11 protein-coding genes are annotated in these 12,499 nt (G+C 48.6%); 6 read left to right on the forward strand and 5 right to left on the reverse strand.

Annotated features, from left to right (window positions below; translation table 11 throughout):
• Positions 1 to 4 precede the first annotated feature (4 nt).
• Positions 5 to 217, reverse strand: a complete 213-nt coding sequence (locus DEF47_RS00685) for a helix-turn-helix domain-containing protein (protein WP_041304953.1) — start codon at positions 215 to 217, stop codon at positions 5 to 7.
• A 207-nt stretch (positions 218 to 424) separates the two neighbouring features.
• Between DEF47_RS00685 and alr the strand changes: the two genes are divergently transcribed.
• Complete coding sequence (gene alr, locus DEF47_RS00690; RefSeq protein ID WP_012192286.1) at positions 425 to 2,980, forward strand: alanine racemase; 2,556 nt, start codon at positions 425 to 427, stop codon at positions 2,978 to 2,980.
• Between the two features lie 173 nt (positions 2,981 to 3,153).
• Here alr and DEF47_RS00695 read toward each other — a convergent pair whose 3' ends face one another.
• The 4 genes from DEF47_RS00695 to DEF47_RS00710 all read right to left on the reverse strand — a co-directional run bounded on the left by DEF47_RS00695 (position 3,154) and on the right by DEF47_RS00710 (position 7,938).
• Positions 3,154 to 3,747 carry a hypothetical protein gene (locus DEF47_RS00695; RefSeq protein ID WP_012192285.1) on the reverse strand — a complete coding sequence of 198 codons (594 nt, stop codon included), beginning with the start codon at positions 3,745 to 3,747 and terminating at the stop codon, positions 3,154 to 3,156.
• Positions 3,748 to 3,776: 29 nt separating this feature from the next.
• On the reverse strand, positions 3,777 to 5,021 hold the full coding sequence (locus tag DEF47_RS00700) for a WGR domain-containing protein (protein ID WP_012192284.1): 1,245 nt from the start codon (positions 5,019 to 5,021) through the stop codon (positions 3,777 to 3,779).
• Between the two features lie 192 nt (positions 5,022 to 5,213).
• Positions 5,214 to 6,635: an aspartate ammonia-lyase gene (locus DEF47_RS00705; RefSeq protein WP_012192283.1), complete on the reverse strand. Its 1,422-nt coding sequence runs from the start codon at positions 6,633 to 6,635 to the stop codon at positions 5,214 to 5,216.
• 142 nt (positions 6,636 to 6,777) lie between these two features.
• Positions 6,778 to 7,938, reverse strand: a complete 1,161-nt coding sequence (locus DEF47_RS00710; RefSeq protein WP_012192282.1) for an acyl-CoA dehydrogenase family protein — start codon at positions 7,936 to 7,938, stop codon at positions 6,778 to 6,780.
• Positions 7,939 to 8,028: 90 nt separating this feature from the next.
• On the opposite strand from DEF47_RS00710, the gene DEF47_RS00715 reads away from it, so the two are divergent.
• The 5 genes from DEF47_RS00715 (at position 8,029) to DEF47_RS00735 (ending at position 12,491) form a co-directional block, all read left to right on the forward strand.
• Entirely contained in the window at positions 8,029 to 8,916 is an 888-nt protein-coding gene (locus DEF47_RS00715) for a peptidoglycan DD-metalloendopeptidase family protein (protein WP_012192281.1), read from the forward strand.
• A gap of 112 nt (positions 8,917 to 9,028) precedes the next feature.
• On the forward strand, positions 9,029 to 9,922 hold the full coding sequence (locus tag DEF47_RS00720; protein WP_012192280.1) for a hypothetical protein: 894 nt from the start codon (positions 9,029 to 9,031) through the stop codon (positions 9,920 to 9,922).
• Between the two features lie 101 nt (positions 9,923 to 10,023).
• Positions 10,024 to 10,614: a hypothetical protein gene (locus tag DEF47_RS00725; protein ID WP_041304949.1), complete on the forward strand. Its 591-nt coding sequence runs from the start codon at positions 10,024 to 10,026 to the stop codon at positions 10,612 to 10,614.
• A 722-nt stretch (positions 10,615 to 11,336) separates the two neighbouring features.
• A complete protein-coding gene (locus DEF47_RS00730; protein ID WP_012192277.1) occupies positions 11,337 to 11,900 on the forward strand; it encodes a hypothetical protein in 564 nt (187 codons plus the stop codon).
• A gap of 3 nt (positions 11,901 to 11,903) precedes the next feature.
• Positions 11,904 to 12,491: a hypothetical protein gene (locus tag DEF47_RS00735; protein ID WP_012192276.1), complete on the forward strand. Its 588-nt coding sequence runs from the start codon at positions 11,904 to 11,906 to the stop codon at positions 12,489 to 12,491.
• Positions 12,492 to 12,499: the final 8 nt, after the last annotated feature.

Genomic DNA, 12,499 nt, shown 5'->3' on the forward strand with positions numbered 1-12,499 from the left:
TTTCTTATTCCTTACCGCCGACTGAGAGTAGCATCAGCGGGCTAACTTGGAGCGCATTAGCGATTTTCTCAAGGTTCTCGCGGTCGATGCGCTTCGATTCATCGTGCCACAGTTTGCGAACCGTTTCAGGGTTGACTTTGGCAGCGTCGGCCAGTGATGTGATGTTGAACCCCTTTTGTTGCGCCACTTCGCGTAGCACTACCCGAATCCGTTGCATAAAACATCCCTCCACGAGATAAAATACCAACACACACTGCGATTATACAACCGTTCTACTTGGCGCTATGCACATATCCTGATAGGACGAAAGTCGCCAATTTTGGCTATAATGCATCCCCATAAGTAGGGAAGCCATGTGGGATAGCATGGTGTAGATCGCAGGCCTAACATGCTCGATTAGGCTTGGTAAGTTGGTAGGAATTAAATGATTCACGTTGCTGATTTAATCGCTGCTGGAGCGCATATCGCCCAAGCTGGCGACCACATACAATGGTCAGGCTGGGCCTATGACTCACGCCTAGCCCAAACTGGTAATTTGTTTATTGCGCTCCAAACAGCGCGGGCCGATGGCCATGGTTTTATTCGCGATGCAATTGCCGCTGGCGCAACCGGAGTGGTCTGTCAATATGCACCTAGTGTCATTCCTGCATCGATTACCGTGATAATTTGTAACGATCCTTTAATCTTATTGCGCAGTTGGGCCAAAGCTCAGTTTGCCAAACACGCGCCACGCACGGTAGCAATTACTGGCAGCGTTGGCAAAACCTCAACCAAACGAGCGATTGCCCAGGTGTTGGCAAGCCGCTACTCGGTGTTGCGTAGCCCACGTTCGTTCAATGCCGATTTAGGCTTATCGGTGACCATGGCCGAGCTTGCGGCTCAGCAATGGGCAGTTTTAGAGTTTGGGGCTGATCACCCAGGCGAAATTGCCCAGTTGTGCCAGCTTTTCCCCCCCGAGATTGGGATTGTCACCAATGTTGGTTCGGCTCATTTGGGGGCATTTGGCTCACAAGCCGCGATTGCCCACGAAAAAGCCGCGATTATTCAACAGTTACCCGCCCACGGTTACGCAATCTTGAATGGCGACGATCCTCTTGTGGCTGCAATGGCTGAACGAACGCACGCTCGCCTTCTGCGGGTTGGGCAGAATGCAGCGTGTGAGATTCGTTGGGGCAATGTGACCAGCACCGTTCAGTCAACCCAATTCACTATCCACATACCTGAACATGCCCCTGAATGTATTCAACTCTTAGCAAGTGGCGTGCCAAGTGTTCAGGCCGCCGCTTTTGCAATTGCCGTGGGCTATGTTGCTGGCTTGAGTTTGGCCGAGATGCGCGAAGCCTTGGCTGATTTGCGCCCAGCCCATGGCCGTTTTAATCCGTTGGTTGGGCGTAATGGCGCGACGATTATTGATGATACCTTTAATGCTGCGCCCGAATCGGTGTATGCAGCCCTGCAAACGCTTGGTTCGTTGCCCGCCCGCCGCCGGATTGCGATCCTCGGCGATATGGCTGAATTAGGCGCTGCTAGTGCTCGCTTTCATCAACAAGCGGGCCAAATTGCTGCCCAACATGCCGATTTACTGATTACTAAAGGCGACCAAGCAGCGCTTGCTGCTACCAGTGCCCGTGAAGCAAGCGCAACTTACGGTTATCAAATTAACACCATGAGCGTGCATAGTGCGGCGGCGGTGTTGGCGGCTGTCCCAACCGATCTTGGTGCAGGCGATTTGGTGTTGGTCAAGGGGGCGGCTGAATCGCGAATGGAACATGTCGTCGCAGGCTTGTTGGCTCCTGAAGCTGATCCACGGCAGGTGTTGGTGCGCCAAGAGCATGTTTGGCGCACTGTACGCATTGGCCTGCCCGATCGGCCCACAACGGTGCGAATTGATCTTGATGCTTTGGCGAGCAATGTGCAAGCTATTCGGCAGGCCGTCGGCGTACCTGTAATGGCAGTGCTCAAAGCCGATGCCTATGGCCATGGTGCAGTTCGTTCAGCTCGCACCGTTTTATTAAATGGGGCAAGCTCGTTGGCGGTAGCAACTTTAGGCGAAGCCCTGCACTTGCGCCAAGCTGATATTGCCGCGCCAATCTTGATTTTGGGCTATACCCCAACCTGGCAAATGCGCGAAGCATTGCTCAATCGGATCAGCGTAGCATTATTTGATCGCCATGTCGCTCAATCGTTGCATGAACAGGCCTTGGCTTTGGGATTGAAAGCCCAAGTACACATCAAAATTGATACAGGCATGGCACGATTGGGCTTGGCAGTTGAGCAAGCGGTGGATTTTATCGAATGGTTGCAAGGCTTGGCGGGCATCGAAGTTGTCGGCATTTTCACCCATTTTGCCAACGCCGATGAGGCTGATGCAAGCTTTTTTGGCTTGCAACTGCAACGTTTTCAAACGCTGCTTGATCAATTAACCCAGCGTGGATTACGACCGCCAGTGGTGCATGCCGCTAATAGTGCTGCGGCCATGGTGCATCCAAGTGCTCGCTATGATATGGTGAGAGCGGGGATTGCCTTGTATGGCATCGACCCAAGCAGCGATGTACATTTGAATCTCCAGCCAGTTTTGGAATTCCAGACTGAGGTAGCTCAAGTGCGTGAGTTGCCAGCAGGCAGCCCAATTTCATATGGCTGTACCTTTGTCACCAGCCGCATCTCGCGGATTGCCACAATTCCGGTGGGCTATGCCGATGGATTTCGGCGTGCGCCCCAGCCTTGGCGCGAAGTGCTGATTCATGGTCAGCGCGTGCCAGTCGTCGGGCGGGTGTGTATGGATTATGCCATGATCGATGTAACTGAGCTTGATTCTGTGCAACGCGGCGATCAGGTGGTACTGATCGGGCAACAGGGCACAGATCGAATTCGCGCTGAGGAAGTGGCTGAGTGGTTGGGCACGAATGCCTATGAAGTGGTTTCGGCAATCTTGCCACGCGTGCCCCGTGAGCCAGTCGAGCATTTTGCCGAGCGCTAAACGAGGGGTCAGGGATAGAGATCGTTAACCACGAAGGACACGAAGCGCACGAAGGTTGGATATATCGTCCTATTCCGTTTAGCGGCAACTCAAACATACCACCTAGTTAATCTTTGCGATCTTCGTGTTCTTCGCGGTTTCGATACTCTCTGTTCTTTGCTCTATGTTCTGGTTTACGCTTCAATTGGCAGGTAGCGGGTGGCTTGATTGCTATTGAACGAGGCGCTTTCGCGTTCGTACAAACCGCTGACCACCGCCGAAGCCATCACTTCATGGACCAATGGTCGAACTCGTTCATGCTTGATGATCAAGCGTGGGTTGGCGATGCGCAAGGCCATCGTTATATCGTAGGCGGTAAACATTTGGCCTGCGGTAATCCAATTGCCAATTTGTTCAGCGATTAATAAACTTAACGCCTGATCATCAACAGCGTGCCAATCGTCGTCATCGTTGCCATGAACCACCGTTTGGGCTGCTGGTGCAGTAACGCGGCGTTGGCGGCTACGGCGTGGCGTTGGCGGGTTGGTCAGCGTGGCATCGTGGGGGAAAACGCGATAAGCCCGATGCAACGAAACCGCTACAATCAACACTGGTTGGGGATTGGCTAATTGCGGCGGATTGCCCCCAACCACATCATAAACATTGCGCACCCCAATGACCATGCCACGTCGTACTCGCCCCATATTTTGGGTGGTTGGCGTACTGCCTGGGCCTTTTGATTGTTTGCTGACAATAATTTGAAATTCAACCCAATCACCGAGTTGCATAGAAGCCTCCAAAGTTAATAGTGTCGTTTTTAGCGATCGAAAAGCACCAAATAGCGTAAGGTTTGTTGGGCTGATTGATAGACAATAAATTCATCGTATTGCAGTTTGCCGGCCCAAGCGACAGTATGTTGAGCCTTACCCCAAACCGAATCGAAGCCCTTGGGCGCAGCCCGAAAATCGCTCTGGGCAGTTGGCGCAACATATGGATTGCCCAAAGCCACATCGGCCAAAAAGAGAAACATCGGGCGATTACGCCGCCGCACCGAGCAATAATTGGTTGATTTGGTGGCCTTATTGGCGAAATAAATGCCGTGGCCAAACATGCGCCCATTCGAGGGAGTGCGCGGGCAAACGAGGCCGCTACGCAAGATGTGGCGCACATTTTGCCCCGCCGTGCCGTGGAATAACAATTGAGTATTGCTACGGCCAAGCTGGCTTTGCTCAAAGGTACGGCGTTCGGCGGCAATATTGATTGTGAAAATGCTGTTGACCCGCACTTTATAGCCATGCACGCTGGTTCGATCAACATAATCGCAAATTTGGCGATAACGATCATCGTTCTGTGGCAACATATCCAGTTCAGCGCCCAAGGTTTCGTAGCGTGAAACCTGCGGATTTTGCTGCTGAGCAGTCATGGTGGCAATCGCGGCCTCAAGCTGATGCAAGCGCGTTTCTTGTTGGTCGAAGTCGTTACAAAAATTCTCGACGACGGTTTCACGCTTGATTCGGCTGGGCAATTTGGTTGGCACGGTATTGTAAAAATGTTGAATTGTGCTGCTGAGCAAGGCCAAATTGGCGGGCGTTTGGCTTTTTTGCCATGTGCTATGTTGGAGCTGGGCCAAGGCCAATAACTTACGGCCATGCTCAATTTGTTCAGCCGAAATTGCATCAAGGCCAACTGCCAAATACGAAGCAATGCCCTCGCCAGCCTCATCGAAAATATAATCAATCACGTTGCGAATTGGCTCGGCCAGCGTTACAACTGGCGCTGACGCGGTAGCGACCACCGTTGGGCGATGTAACGCCACCTCGTGATAGCCCTTTTTGAGCTTTTCACGAATTTTGCGCTCGATCCATTCCTGCGTCGTCACTTTCTCATCGATTTGGGCGGCAGAGCCAACCCGACCATAGGTAGCGCGAAAATAAACATCGTTTGCTGCAAGCTGCCAGATCTCAACTAGATAGTATTTGTTGTTATTACCATCTAAGTTGGTCAGCTGGAACTTGCGGCGCTGGGTTGGTTCGCCTTGCGGCGCATCGCTTGCCGTACCCACAATTGCACCTCGCATATACTCAAACCATTGTCTAACGCTCAAACCTGTGCATTGGGTCACTTGGTTTTGCTGGCCTTACTCTAACAAACTGCTGTGTCAAACAAAGTCACAGTTTTGGCGTTGCGGCCAGTAATCAAAAACCCCCTGCTCAAACTGAGCAAGGGGTTGAAATAGTTGAATTTGGCTTAATGTTTAGCCGCCAGCGCCGCCGCCACCAAAGATGCCACCTTCGGTCATTGCGCGAACGTCGAGTAAGCTATCGGCTTCTTCAGCAGTCAAATAGCCTTTTTCGACCACTACTTCGCGAATCGTGCGGTTGGTCGCCATGGCTTCCTTGGCCACTTCAGCGCCTTTGAGATAGCCAATCGTTGGATTGAGCGCGGTTACCAAAATGGCGTTCTTGGCCAACCAACCTGTGGCTTTTTCTTCGTTGGCTTGAATACCCAAGACACACTTTTCGGTAAAGGCCTTGACTGCGCCAATCAAGACATCCATCATTTGGAAAATGTTATAGCCGATAATTGGCATCATCACGTTTAGTTCCAACTGGCCAGCTTGAGCAGCCAAAGTTACTGCATGATCATTGCCCATCACATGAAAACAGGCTTGGTTGAGCATTTCAGCCAGCACTGGATTGACTTTACCAGGCATAATTGACGAACCTGGCTGCACTGCTGGCAAGCGAATTTCGTCCAAGCCAGTTGCTGGGCCAGAAGCCAACAAACGCAGGTCGTTGGCAATCCGAATCAAGGTGACACACAAAGCCCGCATTGAGCCAGAGAAATCGGCTTGGTCGCCCATGCTTTGCATGCGTTCAAACAAATCGTCTGATGTACGCAACTCAATTCCGGTCAAGCCCATCAACTTCGTGACCATCCGATGGTGGTACTCAGGGTGAGCGTTCAAGCCTGAGCCAGTGGCCGTGCCACCGATGCCCAGTTCGCGCAAACGATCGCCAGCAGCTTGGATGCGTTTGGCATCAAGCCGCACAGCTTTGGCATAGGCATTGAATTCTTGGCCCAAGCGCACTGGCACAGCGTCTTGCAAGTGGGTACGGCCTGATTTGAGCACATGGTCGAATTCTTGACCTTTGGTGGCGAATGTTTCGGCCAAGCCCAAAACTGTGTTGACCAACTCATCTAAGCGCCACAATGCGCCCAAACGCAACGCGGTTGGAATCGTGTCGTTGGTGCTTTGAGCCATATTAACGTGATCGTTGGGGTTGACGGGCTTTTTGGGATCGTCAATCTCGTAGCCCAAAATTTGGTTAGCCCGATTTGAGATCACTTCGTTGATATTCATGTTGTGCGAAGTGCCAGCGCCAGCTTGGAATGGGTCAACCACAAAGTGATCGTTCAATTTACCGTCGATCACTTCATCGGCTGCTTGCACAATCGCAGCGGCCATTTTGGCATCGAGCAACGCTAAATCTTGGTGGACAAGAGCGGCGGCCTTTTTGATCGTCGCCATTGACCAAATGAATGCAGGGTACTGTTTCAGCCCGCTGATGGGGAAATTCTGCACTGCTCGTTGAGTTTGTGCCCCATACAATGCCCACGCTGGCACCTGTACCTCACCGAGCGAATCTTTCTCCACACGAAACTCAGCCGACATAAAACCTCCACATGAAAGGTCGAATCAATATATGGCCTATTATACGCGATGCTTTTAATCATGCAGGTCGATACTTGCCAAGCAAAAGTGGCAGGTTTAACTACCGAAAGAACAACGAATATAGCCGTAACACTACATTCAACTAACCACGTTTGCGCGACAAACCCGCATATTTGGCGATAATTCCCAGCATAATTTCATCAGCGCCACCGCCGATTGACAGCAAACGGGCATCACGAAAATAGCGGGCCATCGGGTATTCTTCAACATAGCCCATGCCGCCGTGGAATTGTAAACATGTATCAGCAACTTCACGAGCCAAACGCCCAGCCTTGAGTTTGGCCATTGAAACCTCTTTGGTGATGTCGTGGCCTGCCAAAAGCAGACGGGTGCAGTGATAATTGAGTTGGCGCAATGCCTCAATCTCGGTCAATAACTCAGCCAAGCGAAATTGAATATATTGGTTTTCAATCAAGGGCTTGCCAAATGTTTGGCGCTCACGGCAATAGTGGCTGGTCATTTCAACGATGCGTTCCATGGCCGAAACCGCCGAAACCGCGCCAATCAAGCGTTCTTTTTGAAATTGCTGCATTTGCAGTACAAAGCCTTGGCCTTCATCACCGATGCGATTGGCGACTGGCACGCGCACATCGTCAAACGCCAACAATGCAGTATCGCTGGAATGATTGCCCAATTTCTCTAATTTCTTGGAAACATGAAAGCCTGGGGTGTTGGTTGGGACAATCAGCAACGACATGGATTTATAGCCAGGTTCGTCGCTGGTGCGGGCCAAAAGCGTAATAAAATCGGCCTGTGTACCATTGGTGATCCACATTTTATGGCCGTTGATCACATACTCATCGCCATCGCGTACCGCCCGCGTGCGAATCGCCGCGACATCGGAGCCAGCATCAGGCTCGGAAATTGCCACCGCCGCAATCATTTCGCCACGAATTGCGGGAGCCAAAAAGCGCTGACGTAACTCGTCGCTGCCAAATTCGGCCAAGGCGGGCGTAGCCATATCGGTATGCACCGCAATCGCCATGGGCACGCCACCACAATCAGCATAGCCTAATTCCTCGGCCAACACCACGTTATACCAATAATCTAAGCCTGCACCACCATAGGCTTCGGGGTACGAAACACCCAACGCATCTAATTCACCTAATTTTTTGAATAAGGCATGGCCAGGAAAAGCCCGCTCATGCTCCCATTGCTCGACAAAGGGGTTAATTTCGCGTTCAACAAACCGCCGGATCGTTTGGCGAAACAGTTCATGCTCAGCGTTAAAATAGAGCGACATCACAGCCTCCTTGCTTTGGGCATCGCAATCGTAGCCCGATTGTAGCATAGGCCCTTTAAGTGGTTGGCTTGGTATTAAGTGAGGTAGGTTATGCGTTCTATAACATTTTTTGGCAAGTGGATCATGATTGTGTTGCTATTGCAAGGTTGTATGCAAGCAACCTCAACGCCTGCGCCATCTATTCAACCAATGGATACTCCAACAAGTTCGCCAACAACCTTAGCAACACCTGTGGTTACTGCGACACTCCAAGCGCAGTTGCCAATCGCTACGGGTATTCGACCCGCTGCGACTGCAACACTTGAAATCCTGCCAACCACGATTCAAGCGACCTTTACGCCTGAAATGCTACCAACGATTATTCAACCTACGCTGGCCCCAAGCCCGATTCCTAGTAATACTTCGATCCCCGTCAGCCCAATTGTGGCAACAGAAACACCAACCCTTGTCCCACCACTCTCAACCGAGCCACCTGCAAGCACGTTTGAATATGTTTTTCCGATTCAACCTGCCAATGGTGCAACGTTTGGGTCGTGTCATCACGATTATCCTGCTAGCGATATATTTGCACCATTTGGTACAGCGTTTGTGGCAGTCACGAGCGGAGTTATTGATTTTGTCAGTTATCGCGATGAATGGGATGCAACCAATGACGATCCTGCGCTACGTGGTGGCTTATCAATTGCGCTCATTGGTGACGACGGAATTCGTTACTATGGCTCGCATTTATCGGGCATTGCCGATGGGATTACTGTTGGCAATCGCGTGGAAATTGGCCAAGTGCTTGGTTGGGTTGGCCAGAGTGGCAATGCCCGTTCAACCCCTGCCCATCTTCATTTCGGCATCTCCTATCCCAGTAGACCAGATGATTGGCAAATTCGGCGTGGCACACTCAATCCAGTACCTTATTTGAACGATTGGCGCAATGGCCGTCACACTACGCCCGATCCATCACAGAACTTAGGCGGAGCGTGTTAACTAGATTGATTAACCGATAGGCGTGAATGAAATTTGTGCTAGAGTGAATAGCGTCAGGGTTTCGGCGCTGGCACATCGTTAAACAGATATCTACTGTATGAGGAGCAATCGTATGCAGCGCTGGTGGCGGGTTTTCTATGGTGTAATTATTGTTGGCTTAGTGGGCTGTGGTGCAGCTACGCCAACTGCAACTCCGGTGGCTAAAAGTCGCGTTCAGGCAGTTTTGGCAGCATCTAATTTAGTAGTTGGCCCAAATCGCTTGCCAATCGGCTTGATCGTCGATGGCTCACCAATCAATGACCCCAATGTGCAAGTCAAATTGCGCTTGTATTATCTTGATGGAACCGATGCTGAGAAAACCCAAGTGGCTGGTGAAGGCAGTGCCGATTATTTTGGCCAAGGCTTGCCCGCTGGCATCTATGTGACCTACCCTGATTTTAAAAAGGCTGGCGATTGGGGCGTTGAAGTTGAGGCAACTTTGCCGGGCAAAGAGCCAACCGTCAGCACCTTGCGGCTCTCGGTTTTGGCTCAAGATCCTACGCCAGCGATTGGCAGCAAAGCGATTGCCGTCGATACGCCAACCGTCAAAACTGCGCCTGATCTAAGCCAAATCAGCTCTGATCCAAATCCCAATCCGGCCTTGTATCAATTGAGCATTGCCGATGCGATTACGAGCGGCAAGCCTACCGCAATTTTATTTGGCACGCCAGGCTTTTGCAAAACCGCTACCTGTGGCCCGAGCGTTACAGTTTTGGGCAATTTACAGAAAACCTATGGCGAAAAGATGAATTTTATCCATGTGGAAGTTTATAAGTTCCCATTTAGCGAATCAGTCCAAGCTAATCCACCATTATTAGTGCCAGCTATGGCCGAATGGCGCTTGCAGAGCGAGCCATGGTTGTTCTTGCTCGGCAAAGATGGCACGATTGTCAATAAATATGAGGGTGGCATTACGACCGAAGAGCTTGGCCCGATGATCGATACGATCTTAGCCCAAGGGATTTAGCCCAAATCCGTGCAGCAGTAGTGCAACCGCGTTGCTGCTGCAACCTTGTTGATCCCCCAACGTAAACAATCACGATGCTGCTGAGTAATGAGAGAACATCCATGCAATCTTCGCTGATCAAACAACGGCTACGCGTGCCCTATTATCGCTGGCAGATCGCTGCTGTCTTTCTGTATTTTATCTTGGTAGTCTTCAATTTCTGGATACCAACCAAGACCAGTGTGCCATTAATTACCTACTCGAATATGATTATCTATCCGCTCCTGCTGATTCAATTCAGCATGAATGTTATTTCTTATCTCGATCTGAGTGCTCGTGGCTTGGTTATGCGGCGCGGTTGGCAACGTTTTGAAGTTAATTGGGAGCACATTGAAGCGTTTGGCATTGGCACAATTGGCCGACGGCGCTATCTGCCATATATTATTTTGCATCAGCCGATTAAAGGCTTACCAAGCGTGAAATTAAAGGAACTAACGCCAGAACAACGACAGCGCACATTAACCCTAGAAGGCTGGGATAACCCCGAAATTATTGCAAAAACCTTACATGCCAGTCTGGCATCTACGACCGATCAATGGCAGGTGACTCCCGACTTTTCCAAAAGCTTGAAGTTCTTTTATTCGTATCAAAAAATGATTGCTTGGGCAACGCTGGTTGTTATATTAATTTTTGTTTATTTATTTTTTTTATAGAAAGTAAATTATGAGTTCTGGAAAATTTAGACCTAAGAATTTTAGATCTTATGTATCAGTTTCTTTGTTTATGTCATTTATGTCGCTCTATTGGATATATCAAGGCCTGTCTGATAATTGGATTTCGGTAATGCTTAACTCAGTGGTTGCTTTATATTGTGTTTTTGAGGCAAATACGTATTTGATTGTTGATTCAGAAGGATTATCTATTCATCGAATATTTAGAGATCGGATACATCTAGCCTGGAGCGATATAGCTGAAAAACAACATTTGAATATAGGCAAATATACCCTAGATTATCTTTTATTGAACGTACCAAATCCGTCAATCAAAAGTCTCAATTCGAATCAAATCCCGAAGGAGCTACGATCAAGCATTTTTAGGCTCGATCTATGGGAGCGATCGAGCGAATTGATCGAACTAGTTGAGCCATATCTCTCAACAGAACATCCATCAAACCAATTTTTTGTGCCGTTCAATCATATAGATCAAACAAGAATAACCAGAATTTCAATCTTAGTTATCATTGTCGCATTTGCTGTAGCAGCTTTTACAATCTGGAGACTTTTTGCTGGATAGATTGTTAGCGGTAGTAATTGTAACTTTTAAAGAACTTCCTGTGTAGTATCTAAGTATACAGTTGCTAAGTATAATATTCCATAGCAACGGCTAAGCCTATACTATATTTCACTTATTATTAGATTGACAAGGAATTAAATAAATGCAACCAATTATCTTCAGAGCACGTAATTACAAGCGACAATTATTCATAATGTTATTTTCCGAATATATAATGATTGCCATTCCAATCATATTTAAAGTAATCTTTGATATGAAAAGATTTCCAGTATTTTTTGTCATTATGGGTATACTATATTTCTACGGGGCAATCAGTGACTACCGCAGAGAGTTAATTATTGACGATCAAGGAATTACAGTCAAAAGATTGTTCAATCCCAGCAGAACTGCCGAATGGAAGGATATTTCTGCTATCCAATATTTTATGTTTTTCAATCGGCCAATCGAATATATTCTTTTTGATCGTGATGTCCAGTTATTAGATGCGCTCTACCCTTCAATTGTGCCAAAACCATATAATCGACGGGTATTGCTTTTAAACGAATGGGATAATTATGAGCAAATCAAGCTGCTAGCTGAGCAAAAAATGCCATCAATAGCAAATAAAGCTTTAATTGTGCCATTTACGTTTAGTTTATCAAGCTTTATCAAACAAGTGCTTGTGTATGGAGTAATTCTTATTCCAATTATTATTATTTGGGGCTAGAATTTGACAAGGCAACAATATTTATTAACCATTCGCCCACGGTATTGGGGGGCAAACCTGGTTTTTTTAGTGCTGGCAAGTGGCGTGATTATCAATGCAATGATTCAAGCACTAACAACCCCAAATGTTGATTTCAGCCCTGCTCTATTGGTGTTTGTTGGATGGATTGTATGGGCTGCGCGTGGCTTGAATCAGTTTATCCGTGTAACTGAGCAGAGTTTGATTATCAAACATTCAGGCAAACCAGTGACGATTGATTGGGTCCATGTTGCTGGAGTTGGGACATTGCAAGGGGGGATGGGTATCGCCATGCCCTATCTGATTTTACGCCAACCCTATGCCAATTTGCCAGAGCCAAATCTACGCAGATTCGCCAGTGCCAATCTACGTGATGAGATTGTGATTATCAATCCGCTGCATTGGAATAAGATCACCAAGCTTTGGCCGTTGATTCTGCACCATGTACCAGCGACCAATGAATATCAAGTGCCGTTTGATTTTAACGCTACTCCCAAAATTGAACGCCGAATCATCGGGGTATTTGTTGGCATTAGTTTCTTGGCAATATTGTTGTTGTATTGGCTCTTTTAAGCCGATTT

It is taken from the genome of Herpetosiphon sp. (assembly GCF_003512625.1).
Taxonomy (GTDB): Bacteria; Chloroflexota; Chloroflexia; order Chloroflexales; family Herpetosiphonaceae; genus Herpetosiphon; species Herpetosiphon aurantiacus.

Coding starts and splice junctions, on each gene's coding strand:
- DEF47_RS00725 (WP_041304949.1), top strand. CDS start 10,024: ATGCAATCTTCGCTGATCAAACAACGGCTACGCGTGCCCTATTATCGC.
- DEF47_RS00685 (WP_041304953.1), bottom strand. CDS start 217: ATGCAACGGATTCGGGTAGTGCTACGCGAAGTGGCGCAACAAAAGGGG.
- alr (WP_012192286.1), top strand. CDS start 425: ATGATTCACGTTGCTGATTTAATCGCTGCTGGAGCGCATATCGCCCAA.
- DEF47_RS00705 (WP_012192283.1), bottom strand. CDS start 6,635: ATGTCGGCTGAGTTTCGTGTGGAGAAAGATTCGCTCGGTGAGGTACAG.
- DEF47_RS00695 (WP_012192285.1), bottom strand. CDS start 3,747: ATGCAACTCGGTGATTGGGTTGAATTTCAAATTATTGTCAGCAAACAA.
- DEF47_RS00715 (WP_012192281.1), top strand. CDS start 8,029: ATGCGTTCTATAACATTTTTTGGCAAGTGGATCATGATTGTGTTGCTA.
- DEF47_RS00730 (WP_012192277.1), top strand. CDS start 11,337: ATGCAACCAATTATCTTCAGAGCACGTAATTACAAGCGACAATTATTC.
- DEF47_RS00710 (WP_012192282.1), bottom strand. CDS start 7,938: ATGTCGCTCTATTTTAACGCTGAGCATGAACTGTTTCGCCAAACGATC.
- DEF47_RS00720 (WP_012192280.1), top strand. CDS start 9,029: ATGCAGCGCTGGTGGCGGGTTTTCTATGGTGTAATTATTGTTGGCTTA.